Source organism: Streptomyces sp. NPDC050806, assembly GCF_055586425.1.
The window spans coordinates 33,563-50,203 of record NZ_JBVJIF010000003.1 but is presented as its reverse complement, the minus strand read 5'-3'; the positions used below and the strand labels follow the sequence as shown (position 1 = coordinate 50,203).

Annotated in this window: 17 protein-coding genes; 11 read left to right on the top strand and 6 right to left on the bottom strand. The window is 73.2% G+C overall.

Annotated features, from left to right (window positions below; genetic code table 11):
* Positions 1-31 precede the first annotated feature (31 nt).
* The 8 genes from abc-f (at position 32) to amaP (ending at position 6,000) form a co-directional block, all read left to right on the top strand.
* On the top strand, positions 32-1,630 hold the full coding sequence (abc-f, locus tag ACZ6WH_RS09570; protein WP_432852639.1) for a ribosomal protection-like ABC-F family protein: 1,599 nt from the start codon (positions 32-34) through the stop codon (positions 1,628-1,630).
* A gap of 385 nt (positions 1,631-2,015) precedes the next feature.
* Complete coding sequence (locus ACZ6WH_RS09565) at positions 2,016-2,237, top strand: helix-turn-helix domain-containing protein (RefSeq protein WP_006606369.1); 222 nt, start codon at positions 2,016-2,018, stop codon at positions 2,235-2,237.
* A 129-nt stretch (positions 2,238-2,366) separates the two neighbouring features.
* Positions 2,367-3,146, top strand: a complete 780-nt coding sequence (locus tag ACZ6WH_RS09560; RefSeq protein ID WP_469727281.1) for an enoyl-CoA hydratase/isomerase family protein — start codon at positions 2,367-2,369, stop codon at positions 3,144-3,146.
* A 207-nt stretch (positions 3,147-3,353) separates the two neighbouring features.
* Positions 3,354-3,824: an Asp23/Gls24 family envelope stress response protein gene (locus ACZ6WH_RS09555; protein WP_432852632.1), complete on the top strand. Its 471-nt coding sequence runs from the start codon at positions 3,354-3,356 to the stop codon at positions 3,822-3,824.
* A 117-nt stretch (positions 3,825-3,941) separates the two neighbouring features.
* Positions 3,942-4,142, top strand: a complete 201-nt coding sequence (locus ACZ6WH_RS09550) for a hypothetical protein (RefSeq protein WP_469727280.1) — start codon at positions 3,942-3,944, stop codon at positions 4,140-4,142.
* Positions 4,143-4,145: 3 nt separating this feature from the next.
* The gene (locus ACZ6WH_RS09545) at positions 4,146-4,697 is read left to right on the top strand and encodes an Asp23/Gls24 family envelope stress response protein (protein ID WP_469727278.1); all 552 of its coding nucleotides are present in this window, start codon (positions 4,146-4,148) and stop codon (positions 4,695-4,697) included.
* Positions 4,698-4,731: 34 nt separating this feature from the next.
* Positions 4,732-5,385 (top strand): DUF6286 domain-containing protein, encoded by a 654-nt coding sequence (locus ACZ6WH_RS09540; RefSeq protein ID WP_469727277.1) that lies wholly within the window; start codon positions 4,732-4,734, stop codon positions 5,383-5,385.
* A 9-nt stretch (positions 5,386-5,394) separates the two neighbouring features.
* Positions 5,395-6,000, top strand: coding sequence for an alkaline shock response membrane anchor protein AmaP (gene amaP, locus ACZ6WH_RS09535; RefSeq protein WP_469727987.1), 606 nt, complete (start codon positions 5,395-5,397; stop codon positions 5,998-6,000).
* A gap of 102 nt (positions 6,001-6,102) precedes the next feature.
* Here amaP and ACZ6WH_RS09530 read toward each other — a convergent pair whose 3' ends face one another.
* From ACZ6WH_RS09530 to ACZ6WH_RS09510, 5 genes are all read right to left on the bottom strand, one after another.
* Positions 6,103-6,870, bottom strand: coding sequence for an SDR family oxidoreductase (locus ACZ6WH_RS09530; RefSeq protein WP_469727275.1), 768 nt, complete (start codon positions 6,868-6,870; stop codon positions 6,103-6,105).
* A gap of 4 nt (positions 6,871-6,874) precedes the next feature.
* Positions 6,875-8,704 (bottom strand): glycoside hydrolase family 15 protein, encoded by a 1,830-nt coding sequence (locus tag ACZ6WH_RS09525; RefSeq protein WP_469727273.1) that lies wholly within the window; start codon positions 8,702-8,704, stop codon positions 6,875-6,877.
* A 104-nt stretch (positions 8,705-8,808) separates the two neighbouring features.
* Positions 8,809-9,642 (bottom strand): SURF1 family cytochrome oxidase biogenesis protein, encoded by an 834-nt coding sequence (locus ACZ6WH_RS09520; protein WP_469727271.1) that lies wholly within the window; start codon positions 9,640-9,642, stop codon positions 8,809-8,811.
* A gap of 80 nt (positions 9,643-9,722) precedes the next feature.
* On the bottom strand, positions 9,723-9,956 hold the full coding sequence (locus tag ACZ6WH_RS09515; RefSeq protein WP_399707715.1) for a hypothetical protein: 234 nt from the start codon (positions 9,954-9,956) through the stop codon (positions 9,723-9,725).
* A gap of 169 nt (positions 9,957-10,125) precedes the next feature.
* Positions 10,126-11,151 carry a DEDDh family exonuclease gene (locus ACZ6WH_RS09510; protein ID WP_469727270.1) on the bottom strand — a complete coding sequence of 342 codons (1,026 nt, stop codon included), beginning with the start codon at positions 11,149-11,151 and terminating at the stop codon, positions 10,126-10,128.
* Positions 11,152-11,596: 445 nt separating this feature from the next.
* Here ACZ6WH_RS09510 and ACZ6WH_RS09505 point away from each other — a divergent pair, with 445 nt between their 5' ends.
* From ACZ6WH_RS09505 to ACZ6WH_RS09495, 3 genes are all read left to right on the top strand, one after another.
* Positions 11,597-12,883, top strand: coding sequence for an amidohydrolase family protein (locus tag ACZ6WH_RS09505; RefSeq protein WP_469727268.1), 1,287 nt, complete (start codon positions 11,597-11,599; stop codon positions 12,881-12,883).
* A gap of 137 nt (positions 12,884-13,020) precedes the next feature.
* Positions 13,021-13,911 carry a sterol desaturase family protein gene (locus ACZ6WH_RS09500; RefSeq protein WP_469727266.1) on the top strand — a complete coding sequence of 297 codons (891 nt, stop codon included), beginning with the start codon at positions 13,021-13,023 and terminating at the stop codon, positions 13,909-13,911.
* A complete protein-coding gene (locus ACZ6WH_RS09495) occupies positions 13,908-14,627 on the top strand; it encodes a lysoplasmalogenase (protein ID WP_469727265.1) in 720 nt (239 codons plus the stop codon). The genes ACZ6WH_RS09500 and ACZ6WH_RS09495 overlap by 4 nt, the downstream gene beginning before the upstream one ends.
* A 155-nt stretch (positions 14,628-14,782) precedes the next feature.
* On the opposite strand, the gene ACZ6WH_RS09490 is transcribed toward ACZ6WH_RS09495, so the two are convergent.
* Positions 14,783-16,294 carry a S8 family serine peptidase gene (locus ACZ6WH_RS09490; RefSeq protein WP_469727263.1) on the bottom strand — a complete coding sequence of 504 codons (1,512 nt, stop codon included), beginning with the start codon at positions 16,292-16,294 and terminating at the stop codon, positions 14,783-14,785.
* Positions 16,295-16,641: the final 347 nt, after the last annotated feature.

Below are 16,641 nucleotides of genomic sequence, written 5' to 3'. Positions count from 1 at the left end.
TCCGCCGTCCACCCTGCCCTGGAGTCTTTCCGTGATCACCGCCTCCGGTCTCGAGCTGCGCGCCGGCGCCCGAGTACTCATCGAGTCCGCCTCGTTCCGCATCGCCAAGGGCGACCGCATCGGCCTGGTCGGCCGCAACGGCGCGGGCAAGACCACCCTCACCAAGGTGCTGGCCGGCGAGGGCATCCCCGCGTCGGGCACGGTCACCCGGTCCGGCGAGGTCGGCTACCTCCCGCAGGACCCGCGCACCGGCGACCTGGAGGTACTGGCCCGCGACCGCGTGCTCTCCGCCCGCGGCCTGGACGAGGTCCTGCGCAAGATGCGCGAGAACGAGGACCGGATGGCCAACGGCAAGGGCGCCACCCGCGAGCGCGCGATGAAGAAGTACGAGCGCCTGGAGACCGAGTTCCTGACCAAGGGCGGGTACGCCGCCGAGGCGGAGGCCGCGACCATCTGCGCCAGCCTCGGCCTGCCCGACCGCGTCCTCGGCCAGCCGCTGCACACCCTCTCCGGTGGTCAGCGCCGCCGCGTCGAGCTGGCCCGGATCCTCTTCTCGGACTCCGACACGCTCCTCCTGGACGAGCCGACCAACCACCTCGACGCCGACTCGATCCTCTGGCTGCGGGACTATCTCAAGACCTACCGCGGCGGCTTCATCGTCATCTCCCACGACGTGGACCTCGTCGAGACCGTGGTCAACAAGGTGTTCTACCTGGACGCCAACCGGTCGCACATCGACATCTACAACATGGGCTGGAAGCTGTACCAGCAGCAGCGCGAGGCCGACGAGAAGCGCCGCAAGCGCGAGCGCGCCAACGCCGAGAAGAAGGCCGCCGCGCTGAACACCCAGGCGGACAAGATGCGCGCGAAGGCGACCAAGACCGTCGCCGCGCAGAACATGGCCAGGCGCGCCGAGAAGCTGCTGGCCGGCCTGGAGGAGGTGCGGCAGTCGGACAAGGTCGCCAAGTTGCGCTTCCCGAAGCCCGCGCCGTGCGGCAAGACCCCGCTCACGGCGGAGGGCCTGTCCAAGTCGTACGGCTCGCTGGAGATCTTCACCGACGTCGACCTGGCCATCGACAAGGGCTCCCGGGTGGTCATCCTGGGCCTGAACGGTGCCGGCAAGACGACCCTGCTGCGGCTGCTGGCCGGCGCGGAGAAGCCCGACACCGGCCAGGTCACCCCCGGCCACGGCCTCAAGCTCGGCTATTACGCGCAGGAGCACGAGACGCTCGACCCGGACCGCACGGTCCTGGAGAACATGCGCTCGTCGGCCCCGGACCTGGACCTCGTGGAGATCCGCAAGACCCTGGGCTCCTTCCTGTTCTCCGGCGACGACGTGGACAAGCCGGCCGGCGTGCTCTCCGGCGGCGAGAAGACCCGGCTCGCGCTCGCGACGCTGGTCGTCTCCTCCGCCAACGTCCTCCTCCTGGACGAGCCCACCAACAACCTCGACCCGGCCAGCCGCGAGGAGATCCTCGGGGCGCTGCGCACGTACGAGGGCGCGGTGGTCCTGGTGACCCACGACGAGGGCGCGGTGGACGCGCTGGAGCCGGAGCGGATCATCCTGCTGCCGGACGGCGTGGAGGACCTCTGGGGCCCGGACTACGCGGATCTGGTGGCACTCGCCTGAGCCCCCGCCGCGGCCCCCGCGCGGTGCCCGGCACCGCGCGGCACAGGCCGTAGAGCATCTTGATCAACGCGGTATGGATCATTCGGCCGACGGGTGATCCATCATCTGAGTGAGAACGGCTCGTACCCGGCGCGCCACGCTGTGCGAGGGGCCGCGGACGGCCGCGTGGCTGCTCTTGTTCCACCCCGTACCCCCTGACCTGGCCCTTCTTCGCGCCGCTCGGCCGAGGCCGCTCAGTAAGGTCCTTGGAATCATTCATTCCGGGCGGCTGTGCGCCCTCCCGCGCGCCAAACGTTGTCCTACGGACCTTGCCGAATGGGTGGCCAGGACGGGCGGGAGGGGTGATCATGAGAGTCCAGAGCGCACTTCCCATGAGGAGGCACGGGTGGCCGAGACTCTGAAGAAGGGCAGCCGGGTGACCGGCGCCGCGCGCGAGAAGCTCGCGGCTGACCTGAAGAAGAAGTACGACTCCGGAGCGAGCATCCGGGCGCTGGCCGAGGAAACCGGCCGCTCCTACGGATTCGTGCACCGGATGCTCAGCGAATCCGGTGTGGTCCTGCGCGGTCGTGGCGGGGCAACGAGGGGCAAGAAGGCCGCCTCGGCCTGAACCGAGGCGGCCCGCGACTCCGAAGAGCCGACGGTGCCACCCGGTCGAAGAAGTGATCGACCGGGTGGTTACTGTTCAGTTAACTTAGCGGTTGCTGTGCAGTGACCGTTGAAGACTCGGAGGCGCTCGATGACCCTGCTCGACAAGGACGGTGTCCGGCTCACCGTTGACGACGCCGTCGCCACGGTGACCCTGACCAACCCCGCGAAGCGCAACGCCCAGTCGCCCGCCCTGTGGCGGGCCCTGGCCGAGGCGGGGCAGCAGCTGCCGGGGAGCGTGCGGGTCGTCGTGCTGCGCGGAGAGGGCAAGTCCTTCTCCGCCGGCCTGGACCGGCAGGCCTTCACCCCCGAAGGCTTCCCGGGCGAACCGTCCTTCCTGGACATGCGGCGCGGCCCGGAGCACGACATGGACGCGCTGATCGCCGAGTACCAAGAGGCGTTCACGTGGTGGCGGCGGAACGACATCGTCTCCATCGCGGCCGTCCAGGGCCATGCCATCGGTGCCGGCTTCCAGCTCGCGCTCGCCTGCGACCTGCGGGTGGTCGCGCAGGACGTGCAGTTCGCGATGCGTGAGACGAGCCTGGGCCTGGTGCCGGACCTGACCGGCACCAAGCCGCTCGTCCATCTGGTGGGCTATGCCCGTGCCCTGGAGATCTGCGCCACCGGGCGGTACGTCCACGCCGAGGAGGCCGAGCGCACCGGCCTCGCCAACCTCGTGGTGCCCGGCGACCAGCTCGACGGTGCCGTCGCCGACCTCGCCGCCGCGCTGACGGCCGCGCCCCGGGACGCCGTCATCGAGACCAAGGCCCTGCTGGCCGGGGCCGCCGCGCGCACGCTCGACGAGCAGCGCGCAGCGGAGCGGGCGGCGCAGGGCCGCCGGCTGCGCGATCTCGCCGGCGCGGGCGAGTAGCCTCCGCGTACCTCCATGTGCCCGGGGCGTGCTGAGGCGCGACCCGGGCACACGTGCGACTGCTCCGCGCCGTTCTTACGCCCCCGACCCGTCCAGTCGGCGTATCCCGGTGGCATCCCGGCGGCGGTCCGTGCCGACCACGCCTAATGTGGGCCCCGGAGCGCATGCCAGGTGTGCCCGCTCCTCCTCGAGGAAAGGGACGATGCGATGAGCGACACCGCACAGGGCGGCCGGCCGCAAGGCGAGGGCGCCGCCCGGAAGACCCTCGGCTCCGAGCGCGGCGGCGGTGACCCGGCGACCCGGGGACGCACGACCATCGCGGACGGCGTCGTCGAGAAGATCGCCGGAATGGCCGCCCGGGACGTCATGGGCGTCCACGCCATGGGCAGCGGCCTGTCCCGCACGTTCGGCGCGGTGCGCGACCGGGTGCCCGGTGGCAAGTCCGTCACGCGCGGCGTCAAGGCCGAGGTCGGCGAGGTACAGACGGCTCTGGACCTGGAGATCGTCGTCGAGTACGGCGTGGCGATCGCGGAGGTGGCCAGGGCGGTACGGGAGAACGTCATCGCGGCGGTCGAGCGGATGACGGGCCTGGAGGTCGTCGAGGTCAACATCGCGGTCAGCGACGTGAAGCTGCCGGACGAGGAAGAGGAAGAGGAAACGGAGTCCCGGCTCCAGTAGCGGTTCGAGCCGTCGGTCGGCCCGGCCGGCCGGACGGTAAGGATGCCGGCGGCCGGGTTCCGGCACTGTTCCGGCAGGTCAGCCATCCCGCCCGGGGTGGCAGCGAGGGAGTGCACGATGAGCATGGCCGTGGCCGGTCTGTTGGCCGGCATGGCACTGGGCTTCGCCGGGTACTTCGGCGGATTCGGGGCCTTCTTGCTGGTGGCCGCGCTGGGCGCGGTCGGGTTCGTGGCCGGCCGGTTCCTGGACGGCGACCTGGAGCCCGGCGAGTTCTTCCGGCGGCCGGGAGTCCGTGACCGCGGCGCCCGGCGGCGGTGAGGCGTGGCCGGACAGCTTCCGGAGCCCGTCGTCGAGGCGGGGCAGCGCGGCGCGACGCGGATCGCCGACCGGGTGGTCGCCAAGATCGCGGCGCAGGCCGCACGGGAGGCGCTGCGGCACGGCCCGGAGGGCGTGCCGGCGAACGGCAGCGGCGCGCACGCCGCCGGCCGTACGTCCCCCGGCGCGCCGGACCGCGACGCCGCGGACGCCGGTGACGCCCCGGCGCGCGAGGACCGGGCGCCCCACGACGCGGCCCCCGGAGACGGGTCGGCCGCCCGCGGCCCCCGTTCGCGTGACGTCCGTTCCGGTGACGCCGACGCCACCGTCGTCGTACGGCGGCACAACACCCAGGACACCTTCGGCGAGGCCCGCGTACGGGTCACCGTCGAGCTCGGCTACCCCGGCGACATCGGCGCGCAGTGCGGCGCCGTGCGTCGGCGGGTGACCGAACGGGTATGGGCGTTGGCGGGCATGACGGTGCCCGAGGTGGCGATCCAGGTGACCCGCCTGCACTCGCCGCATCTGAAGCGGGCCGGGCAGGGGAGAGTGCGATGACACGTACGGTGACCCGGGCGACGGGACGCGGGACATGAGCGAACCGGACACGACGCGACGTCTCCCGACGCTGGAGAAGACGGAGCGGGGCCCCGACGGCCCCGAGCAGTCGGCCTCCGCCGCCGCGTACACCTCCGCCGGCGGCGGCCGGGCGGGGCGCTTCTGGTCGGCCCGGCGGCTGCCGGCCGGACTGGTGGCGCTGGTGGTGCTCGCCGTGGCCGCACTGTTCCTCTACGACGTGGCCGCCGTACGTTCCGGACAGCCCGCGATGGCCTGGCGCCGGCGGCTGGCCGACGAGCTGGCGAGCCGCCCCCTGGAGAACACCTGGGTGCTGGCCGCCGCCGCGCTCGCCATGGCCCTGGGACTCTGGCTGCTCGTGCTCGCGGTGACGCCCGGACTGCGCGGCGTCCTGCCGATGCGGCCCGCGACGCCCACGGTCCGCGCGGGCCTGGACCGCTCGGCCGCGGCGCTGGTGCTGCGCGACCGGGTGATGGAGGTGCCGGGCGTGCAGGCCGTACGGATCACGATGTCCCGGCGCAAGGTCACGGCGCGCGCGGTCGCGCACTTCCGTGAGCTGGACGAGGTGCGCGGCGACGTGGACGCCGCGCTCGCCGAGGGCCTGGAGCGGCTCGGCCTCGCCCGCACGCCGGGCATGTCCGTCCACGTACGCCGCGCCGGGAAGAGGTGAGCGGTGGCGATGCGTCAAGTACGGCGGACCGTCAACCGGGTGCTGCTCGGGCTGACCGGACTGGTGCTGCTGGGGACCGGCGGGACGGTGCTCTTCGCCGGCCTCGCGCTGCCGGAGAAGTGGCACGCGGGGCTGCCGGAGGGCTGGCCGTGGGACGCGCCCGGTGACGTCCTGCTCCGGGCGCCGGACCGGACGCGCTGGACGGGTGAGGGCTGGTGGTGGCCGGCCGTGCTCGCCGCGCTGGCCGTGCTGGTGCTGCTGGCCCTGTGGTGGCTGCTGGTCCAGTTCCGCAACCGCCGGCTGCGGGAGGTCCTCGTCGACACCGGGGACGGCGAGGGGGCGCTGCTGCGCGGGCGCGCCCTGGAGGACGTCCTCGCCGCCGAGGCGGAGAGCGCGGACGGGGTGCACCGCGCCGTCGTGCGGCTGGCCGGCCGGCGCCGCGAGCCGCACGTACGGGTCCGCCTGCTGCTGGAGCCGCACGCGGACCCGGCCTGCGCCGTGCAGCTGCTGGGCACCCGGGCGGTGGCCGGGGCCCGCGAGGCGACCGGCCTGGCGGAACTCCCGGCCGAGGTGCGGCTGCGCGCCGTACGGCACCGCGCCGAACGGGTCACCTGAGCGTCGGCGCAGGCCCGGGAGTGCGGCCGGTCCGGCGGCACTCCCGGGCCTGCGGCACGGCGCCTGCGGGCCGGGCGAGGACGGCCGGCAGACGCGGGACGGTCAGAAGCCGTGCCGCGCGCCGCCGTCGACGGGCACCATGACGCCGGTGACGTAGGACGCCGCCGGGGAGAGCAGGAAGGCCGCGGTGCGGCCGAACTCCTCCGGCGAGCCGTAGCGGCGCAGCGGAATCGAGGCGGAGTTGCGGGTCCGCGAGGCCTCCGCGTCGCCCGACAGCTCGTCCAGCTGCGTCATGCGGTCGGTCGCGATGCGGCCGGGCAGCACGCCGACGACCCGGATGCCCTTCGGGCCCAGCTCGACGGAGAGCGACTTGGCGAAGCCGGCCAGGCCGGGGCGGAGGCCGTTGGAGATGGTGAGGCCGGGAATCGGCTCGTGCACGGAGCCGGAGAGCACGAAGCCGATCACGCCGCCCTCGCCGAGCGCCCCGGCCGCCGTACGGGCCAGCCGGACCGCGCCCAGGAAGACGGATTCGAAGGCGGCCTGCCACTGCTCGTCGGTGTTGGCCGAGTCCCCCGTGGCGCCGCTGCCGGGCGGCGGCCCGCCGACGCTGATGAGGATGCCGTCCAGGCCGCCGAAGCGGTCGCGGGCCGCGTCCACCAGGCGCTGCGCGGTCGCCGGGTCGGCGTTGTCCGCGCCGACGCCCAGGGCGCGCGGCCCCAGCTTCTCCGCGGCCGCGGCGGCGGCCTCGTCCGTACGGCCGGTGATCACGACGTTCGCGCCGTCGGCGACGAGCGCACTCGCGGTGGCGTGGCCCAGGCCGCGGGTGGCTCCGGTGACGATGTACGTCCGGTCGGTGAGTCCAAGATCCATGGGGTCAGTCTGCCTTGGGCCTGCCCGCCATGGTGAAGGCGGTACCGATCAGGCCGACATGGCTGAACGCCTGCGGGAAATTGCCGAGCTGGCAGCCGCTGACCGGGTCGAACTCCTCGGCCAGCAGCCCGAGGTCGGTACGGAGGTCCAGCAGCCGGTCGAACAGCTCGCGGGCCTCCTTCTGCCGCCCGGTGAGGTACAGCGCGTCGGCGAGCCAGAAGGAGCACACCAGGAAGGCGCCCTCCTCACCCGGCAGCCCGTCGGTCGCGTGCTCACCGTCGCCGTGCCGGGCGCTGTAGCGGCGCACGAGTCCGGTGGGGCCACCTCCCATGCCCTTGGGGCCATGGGGGAGCGTCAGCTCGCGGCGGACCGCGTCGACCGTGCCGATGACGCGCGGGTCGTCGCCCGGCAGGAAGCCGACGCGCGGGATGAGGAGCGTCGCGGCGTCCAGCTCCTCGGAGCCGTAGTACTGGGTGAACGTGCCGCGCTCCGGGTCGTACCCCTTCTCGCACACCTCCCGGTGCACCTCGTCCCGCATCTCGCGCCAGGCGTCCAGGTCCGCCTTCAGGCGGGGGTGCGCCTCGGCGGTGCGGATGGCGCGGTCGGCGGCGGCCCAGGCCATGACCTTGGAGTGCACGAAGTGCCGGCGCGGGCCGCGTACCTCCCACAGGCCCTCGTCCGGCTCCCGCCAGTTCTTCTGGAGGAAGGCGAGCAGGGCGCACTGGATGTTCCAGGCGTGCGGCTTGTCCTCCAGGCCCGCGTGGCGGGCGAGGAACAGGGAGTCCAGGACCTCGCCGTAGACGTCGAGCTGGAGCTGGTCGACGGCGGCGTTGCCGATGCGTACGGGCGTGGAGCCGGAGTACCCCTCCAGCCAGGGCAGCTCCGCCTCCGGGAGCCGGCGCTCGCCCGCCAGGCCGTACATGATCTGCAGGTCGGCGGGGGAGCCGGCCACCGCGCGCAGCAGCCAGTCGCGCCAGGCCGCGGCCTCCTCGGTGTACCCGGCGGAGAGCAGGGCGTTGAGGGTGAGGGTGGCGTCGCGCAGCCAGCAGTAGCGGTAGTCCCAGTTGCGGACGCCGCCGATCTCCTCGGGCAGGGAGGTGGTGGGCGCCGCGACGATGCCGCCGGTGGGCGCGTACGTCAGCGCCTTCAGCGTGATCAGGGAGCGGACGACGGCGTCCCGGTGCGGCCCCTCGTACGTGCAGCGCGCCGCCCACTGCTTCCAGTCGTCCAGCGTGCACTGGAGCGCCTCGTACGGGTCGATGCAGCGGGGGCGGGGCCGGTGGGAGGGGTGCCAGGTGAGGATGAAGGCGACCTTCTCGCCGGCCTCGACGGTGAAGTCCGAGCGGGTGCTGAAGCCCTGGCCGTACGTCGTCACGGCCGGCTCGGCGTGCAGCCAGACGGAGTCGGGCCCGGCGACGGCCACCCGGCAGTCCTCGACGTGCCGTACCCAGGGGACGACGCGTCCGTAGTCGAAGCGCAGCCGCAGCACGCCCCGCATCTCGACGCTGCCCTCCAGGCCCTCGACGATGCGGACGACGTCGGGCGCGCGGTCCCGCTGCGGCATGAAGTCGGTGACCCGGACGCGGCCGGTGCCGGTGGTCCACTCGGTGTCCAGCACGAGTGAGTCGCCCCGGTACGAGCGCTCCGCACGGGCCTCGTGGTCGGCGGGCGCGAGCCGCCAGTGGCCGTTGTCCCGGTTGCCCAGCAGCGCGGCGAAGCAGGCCGCCGAGTCGAAGCGGGGCAGGCACAGCCAGTCGATGGAGCCGTCGCGGCCGATGAGCCCGGCGGTCTGCAGGTCTCCGATGAGCGCGTAGTCCTCGATAGGTGGGTGCACGCTGTCACGACTGCCCGGAGCGGGCGGGGGCTATGCAGTAGCCGTTGTCCTGCGCACCGGCCGCCGGCGGGCCTGCGCGGCCCCCGGCAGGGCCCGGTGGCCGGCTAGTCCGAGGCGGCGGACCCGGCCGTTTCCTGGGCCCGCTCGGGCTCTGCCGGTGCGGTGGTGTCGTCGGCGGTGGCGGCGGCCGCGGCGCGGTCCCGGCGTTCGCGGCGTACGAGGATCACCCAGCCGACCGGTACCGCGGCGGCGAAGAGCCACCACTGAACGGCGTACGCCATGTGCGGGCCGATGCTGTCGTGGTCCGGTTCGGGAACCAGTTCGGGCTTGCCGCCGGCGGGCTCCGGGGCGGTCTGCTCGATGTAGCCGCCGAGCACAGAGCGGTGCAGCCGCTCGGCCGCCTGCTTGCTGTTGATCAGCATGACCTGGCGGTCGGGCAGGCCCTTGGTGTTCTTGATGCCGCTCTCGGCGGTGGTCTCGTCGGGGATCGCCCGTCCGGTGACGGTGACCGTTCCCTTCGGCGCCGGGGGCACGTCGGGGAAGGTGGTGAGCGCGCCGCCGCTGGGTGCGATCCAGCCGCGGTTGACCAGGACGGTGGAGCCGCCGGTCAGCCGCAGCGGGGTGAGGACGTAGTAGCCGATGCTCTGCTCGTCGGCGGCGGTGCGGTTCCGCACCACGACCTCGCCCTCGGTGTCGTACCGGCCCGTGGCCTTCACCGGGTGCCAGCGGTCCGCCTCCGGCAGGTCGCGCCCCGGCTTCGCGAGGTCGGTGACCGGTACCGGCTTCGCGTTCAGCGCCCTGGCGATCTGGGCGTTCTGCGCGACCTTGTGCTCGTGGCGGTGCAGCTGCCAGAAGCCCAGCTCGATCATCACAGGGATCAGGACGAGGGCGATGAGGGTGAGGATCACCCACTGCCGGGACAACAGGAAGCGGTACACGGTATTGACGGTACCTGTCACGATTCCGCCCACGACGGCAGGGTCCCGCCGTGGGCCGCCGGCAGCCCGGCGCCCGGCCGTCAGACCCGGTCGACGATGCCCACCTTCCCCTCCGCGCGGGCGCAGTGGGCGCAGCAGTACCAGTGGCCGTCGGCCTCGACGCCGTGGCCGATGACCTGGCACCGGCAGTGCTCGCAGATGGGCGCCATGCGGTGGATGGCGCAGGAGAAGCAGTCGAAGACGTGCACCGCGCCCTGCGCGTGCACCTCGAACGTCATGCCGTAGTCGTTTCCGCAGACCTCGCAACTTGCCATGCGCCCAGGGTGGGGCGCGGTTTTCCGACACGGGGTGCGGTGGGCGGGTGTGTTGTCCGGCTTCACCCGGACGGTGGCCAGGGCCCGCGGCTGCCCGCCGCGGGGCTTCGGCCGTCGCCCGGTGCTCCCGCCGTGCCGGCCGCTCGCGCGGTTCCCCGCGGTGCGTGGCTCAGTCCGCGGGCTGTACGTCCTGGAGGAGCTGCATGAAGGCGGCCTCGTCGATGACCGGGGTGCCGAAGGAGCGGGCCTTGGCGGTCTTGGACGTCGGGGAGTCCGGGTCGTTGGTGACCAGCAGGCTGGTCAGCCGGGAGACGCTGGTCGCGACGTGCAGTCCGGCCTCGACGGCGCGGTCCTCCAGCAGCTCGCGGTCGACGGAGGTGTCGCCGGAGAAGGCGACCCGCATGCCCTGCTTCAGCCGGCCGGCCGGTTCGTACCGCCCGGGGTTCGGATACGGGCAGGCCGGGCGCTTGCGGGAGGGGCGCCAGGTCGTCGGGCGGTACCCGCCGCCGTAACCGGAGCGCTGCGCGGGCGGGCGCGGCGCGTCGGACCACTCGGTCAGCGGCTGGCAGGTGAGCAGCGGCAGCCGGAGGTTCTCCCGGGCGGCCAGCAGGAGGCTGGGCCGGAACGCCTCGGCGAGTACCCGGGCGTCGTCCAGGGCGTGGTGCGCGTGCTCCTGTACGACGCCGTAGTGCGCCGCGAGGGACTCCAGCTTGTGGTTGGGCAGCGGCAGCCGCAGCTCCTTGGCGAGCGCGATCGTGCACAGCCGCTGGCGCACCGGCGCCTGGGCCTTCGCGCGGGCGTACTCGCGGGCGATCATCGACCAGTCGAACATCGCGTTGTGCGCGACGAGGACGCGGTTCTCCAGGCGCCGGGACAGCTCGGGGACGATCTCCGGAAAGAGCGGGGCGCTCTCCAGTACGTCGCTCGTGAGGCCGTGGATCCAGACCGGGCCGGGGTCGCGCTCGGGGTTGACGAGGGTGTACCAGCGGTCCTGGACCTCGCCACGGGCGTCCAGTTGATACACGGCGGCAGAGATGATCCGGTCGTCGCGGGCCAGGCCGGTGGTCTCCACGTCGACCACCGCGTACCCCTCGGGGTACGCGGTGGGCCAGGCGGCCTGTTCCTCCTGCGGGGCCGGCTGCCGCACGATCTCCGGGGAGAGCGGGCGGTCGGCTGCCGTGCGGTCTTCGAGCATGGTCCATGAGGATACGGGCCGGGACTGACAGCGCCGCCCCGTGGGGGCGCGCAGATTCGCGCTTGGGGATGTTTCGGACATCGTGCGCCCCCTGTGCGGGCGGCCCCCGAAAGGGCGTCAGGTCCCCTGCCCCACGTAGGTCGTGCGGGGGCCGACGGCGGGGCGCGCGCGTCCCCGTCCCCCTCGTGACGTGCGTCTTGTGGGGGTGCGCCTGCCGAGCGGGCCCCAACGTCCGCTTCCGCACGGCCCGTTGGCGGGATCCGGGTGCCGGGCCGGGGTGCGGCCGGTGGTACGGATCGCGCCACGGTGCCGTGACCCGTGCACGTCTCTTTACCCCTTGCGGTGGAGCGCTGTAACCCTGATGCAGCACGGGCACGACATGCACGCGACACGCGCGTGCGGGACCACCTCGAACGTTTCCTTCCGGACCGACCGAGGAGCCGCGATGACGGACCCGACCGACCCGTACCTGATCATCTCCGCCGCCTGCCACGCCGGGCTGCCTGCCGAGCAGTACCGGCCCTACCTGGAGGCCGCTCACCACCGGGCATTCGACGAACACCTCGGGCAGCGGGACGCCCGGCGCGCCGGCGCCGACCGGTGCGGTGCCCGGAACGGCACGTCCGCCATGAAGTGGTACGAGGACAACGAGGAGGGCCTGCGCGGCGGCTGGGACGCCGTTCAGCGCGTCAAGGAGCTGGACGGCGACGGGGTGGCCGGTGAGGTCGTGTTCCCCGACGCGGACACCGCGGACGGCGGTACCGCGCCGCCCTTCGGGGCGGGCCTGGCCCCGGCCGCCGGGCAGGACCCGGAGGCGGTCATGGCGGGCGCGCGGGCGTACAACCGCTGGCTCGCGGAGTTCTGCGCCACCGATCCCGAGCGGCACCGCGGCGTCGCCGTGCTCCCGGCCGCCGCCGACCCGGACGCGGTGGTCGACGAGATCCACCGGGCCGCGGAGTCGGGCCTCGGCGCGCTGCTGATCCCCGCGGAGTGGGGCGACGGGGCGCCCTACCACGACCGCCGGTACGACCCGGTGTGGGCGGCCGCCGCCGAGACCGCGCTGCCCGTCCTCACCCGTGCGGACACCGCGCCCCGGCCGGAGCACGGCGGCCACCTCGGCATCCAGCTCTCCGAAGCGGCGTGGTGGCCGGCCCGTCCGCTGTGGTTCCTGATGTGGTCCGGTGCCTTCGAACGCCACCCGGGGCTGCGCTTCGGAGTCGCGGGGGCCGGCTGCTGGTGGCTGCCGGACCTGCTGTGGCACATGGACCGGCTCTACGCCGGCGGGCACGGCGGCCGGAAACTCTCGCCGTTCGCCGCCCTGAAGCGCTCCCCGCACGAGTACCTCGACCGCCAGGTCTTCGTCTGCGCCACCGCGCCCTCCCGGCACGAGCTGGCGCGGCGCTACGAGATCGGCGTGGACAACATCCTCTGGGGCTCCGGCTTCCCGCACCCCGAGGGCACCTGGCCGCACACGGGGGAGTGGCTGCGCAGGGCCTTCCACGACATCCCGGTGGGGGAGACCCGCCGGATGCTGGGCGAGTCCGCCGCCGAGGCCTTCGGCTTCGACAAGCGGAAGCTCACGCCGGTCGCGCGCCGCATCGGTCCCACCCCGGACGACCTCGGGCAGCCGCGCAACCAGGCGCCGGTGGAGGCCTCCTGGCGGCGGGCCCGGGAGACCGGACGGCACTGGCTGACCGGCTTCGACTTCCCGTTCGTCGGCATGGGCGAGTGAGGCGGGTGGGCCGGCGCCGTCGAGGAGGTCCGAGGGGGCCGCGCCGGCCGACCTGAGCGTACCGGCGGTAACTTTGACCAATACTCGTTGGTAACAACCTCTAGCCGAGTCCCCGTACGCCGTCCTATGGTGCCCGCATGCCGCACCTGCCCGATGTCGTGTTGTGGTCGATACCGGCCTTCGTCCTGCTCACCGTCCTGGAGATGGTGAGCTACCGGCTGCACCCGGACGAGGACGCCGCCGGATACGAGACCAAGGACGCCGCCACCAGCGTCGGCATGGGGCTCGGCAGCCTCGTCTTCGACGCGCTGTGGAAGATCCCGATCGTGGCGATCTACTCCGCCGTCTACGCGCTGACACCGCTGCACATCCCCGTGCTGTGGTGGACGCTGCCCCTGATGCTGCTCGCGCAGGACTTCTTCTACTACTGGTCGCACCGCGGGCACCACGTCATCCGCATCCTGTGGGCCTGCCACGTGGTCCACCACTCCAGCCGCAAGTTCAATCTCACCACGGCGCTCCGCCAGCCCTGGACCTCCTTGACCGTCTGGCCGTTCTACCTCCCGATGATCGCCCTCGGCGTGCACCCGGCGGCCCTCGCGTTCTGCTCCTCGGCCAACCTCGTCTACCAGTTCTGGGTGCACACCGAGCGGGTCGACAAGCTGCCCCGTCCCTTCGAGTTCGTGCTCAACACGCCCTCGCACCACCGCGTCCACCACGCCTCCCAGGGCGGCTACCTGGACCGCAACTTCGGGGGCATCCTCATCGTCTGGGACCGGATGTTCGGCTCGTTCGTCGCGGAGACCGAACGGCCCGTCTTCGGGCTCACGAAGAACATCGACACCTTCAACCCGCTGCGCGTCGCCACGCACGAGTACGCGGCCATCGCCCGGGACGTACGGGCGGCGGGAAGCTGGCGGGAGCGCGCCGGGCGCGTCTTCCGGGGGCCGGGGTGGCAGCCCGCACGCGGCGGGGACGACGCCGCGCCCCGGGTGCCGGACACCAACGCCGAGGCGTCCGCCGCATGACCCGCGAGACCGCCGCCCGCGCCCTCCTCACCGCCTTCGGAGCGCTCACGGTCGTGCACCTCGGTGCGCTGCTCGCCGGAGCCGGGACGGTGGATGTGGTGACCAAGCCGGCACTGATGCCGGTCCTCGCCGCGTACGTGCTCGCCCGCGGCGGCCCCGTACTGCTCGCCGTCGCGCTGCTCTTCGGATGCGGCGGCGACACCCTCCTCCAAGTGGGCGGCGACACCGCATTCCTCGTGGGGATGGCGTCCTTCGCGGCCGGGCACGTCTGCTACCTGGTGCTGTTCGTGCGGCGGGGCGCCGCACCGGGGTGGGGCCGCCGGATTCCGCCGGCCGCGGTGGCCGCCGGGTACGCCGTGGCCTGGCTCGGCACCGTGGCGCTGCTGTGGCCGGGCCTGCCGGCCGATCTGCGCGGCCCGGTCGCCGGGTACAGCCTGCTGCTCACCGCGATGGCGTACGGGGCGCTGCGGGCCGGGCCCCGGGCCCTCCTCGGCGGCCTGCTCTTCCTGGGCTCCGACACCCTGATCGCGAGCGGCATCGCGCACTGGCCGCAGCCGCCGGCCCCGCAGTTCTGCATCATGGCCGGCTATATCGCTGCCCAGTGGCTGCTGGCCGACGGGGTGCTGCGGACCACGGGCCCGCAGGGGGCCGCACGCGCGGCCGCCTCGGGGGGAGAGGCGCGGCGCACCGTCGTACCGGGCGCCGACGCGGCCTGAGACGCTGCGCCCGCGGCACACGAAGGGCAGCGGGCGCAGCACATGCAGGGCAGCGGTGGCGGCACATCAGGGCCGCCGCGGTCCGCCCGCCTCAGGGACGGACGGACCGCCCGGCCGCCGGGACTCGGCTGCCACGGGCCCCGGCGCCGCTCCGATCAGCGCTGTTCGACGGCGTCCAGCGCGTCCACGATCCCGTACCCGTAGTGGCCGTTGACGTGCTGAGTACCGGTGCACGTCGCGTCACCCTGGGGACAGCCCGGGTTGTCGGCGTCCTTCTTCAGCAGCCACTGGATCTCCTGCGGGCTGCTCTTCGGGTGCGCGCTCTTCACCAGCGCCGCGACGCCCGCCACGTGGGGCGTCGCCATCGAGGTGCCCGCCAGGTAGGCCCAGTCGCCGCCCGGCATGGTGGAGAGGATGTTGCCGTTCTTCGCCGGGAGGTCGGGGACCTGCCGGCTGTCACCGCCCGGCGCGGCCACGTCGATCACGCCGTTGCCGTAGTTGGAGTAGTACGACTTGAGCTTCTTCACGCCGGTCGCGGCGACCGTGACGGTGCCCGGGAGCTGGGTGGGCACGTCCCAGCACTTGGCGGGGTCGATCTTCCGCTCCACCGGGGTGGTGTCGTTCGGGCTCGACTTGTCGGTGAGTTCCTTCGCCGCCAGGTCGAGGTTGGAGTTGCCGGCCGCGGCGACGTTGATCGCACCCTTGCGCTCGGCGTACTCGGCCGCCCGGCCCACCGCGTCGACGATCGCACCCTGGTCGGGGTCGTCCTTGCAGTTGAACATCCACGGGTCGACGTAGTAGCTGTTGTTGGTGACCTCGACGCCGTGGTCGGCCGCGAACACGAAGGCACAGACCACGCTCTCGGCGTAGAACAGGCTCGTCTTCGGCTCGCTGACCTTGATGGCGGAGATCTTCACGCCCGGCGCGACGCCGGCCACGCCGGCCCCGTTGCGCGCCGCGGCGATCGTGCCGGCGACGTGCGTGCCGTGGTAGTCCTCGGCGGGGTCGTACGGGCGCCAGGAGCCGCGGGTGGTGTCGGCCACGCCGCCCACGCAGTTCGCGGACTGTCCGGCGGAGAAGTTGGGCTTCAGGTCCGGGTGGGTGTCGTCCACGCCGGTGTCGATGACCGCGACGGTGACCTTCTTGCTGCCGGGGTTCACCTTCGCCGCCTGGTCGGCCTTGATGGCCGGCAGGTCCCACTGCAGGGACTCCAGGGGCTCCTCGCCCGCGGCCTTCGCCTTGGCGCCGGCCAGCTGTGCTGCCTTGCTCAGATCGGCCTTCTGCGGCTTCCCGATGTCGGTGGTGCCGCCGGCCTTCAGGGGGGCGGTGCGGGTGGCGCCGGCCGACTGGACGCCGCGCACCGTGCGTATCGCCTCCGCGAACTGCGGGTTCGCGGAGTGGGCGACTATCACGCCGATCTTCGCGTGGGCGACGACCACCGTGCCGCCGGCCGCGCGTATCGCCTTGCCGACCCTGGCCGCCGAGGCCTTGCCGGGCGTGGCGTTGACGACGTACGAAAGCAGCGGGCCGTCGGCCGCCGCCGTGGTGCGGGGTGCCTCCTGAGGAGCGGCGGTGGCCGCCTGCGGGAGGAAGCCGAGGGAGGCCACGAGGGCCAGTCCGACCGGTACGCCGAGCGCGCGCACCCGTCTGGATCTCCGATGTGCCATGGGTACTCCACATCATCTCTGACCGCTCGCGGGCAGGTCGCGCGCGAGCCGGTTCGTGACGAGTGAAGCTATCCGTGATCACTCGGACAGTTCAATGGCCGGTAAAGAAAACCCGCCGACCGGCGGGGAAAACCCGTCAACTGCCGCAGGTGCGGGGCCCGTCAGCCACTGCGGCGGCGGCGCAGCGCACCGATGCTCAGCAGTGGCAGCGTGATGCGCCGGCCGTCCCAGCCACGGGTGTCGTTCCTGGTGGAACGGGGTGGCGCCGGAGGAGGGACGGCGACCGGGAACGGCAACTTGACGGCGCCGTACGGCAGTCGGCCCGGTCCCGGTGGCTGGCGTGGCGG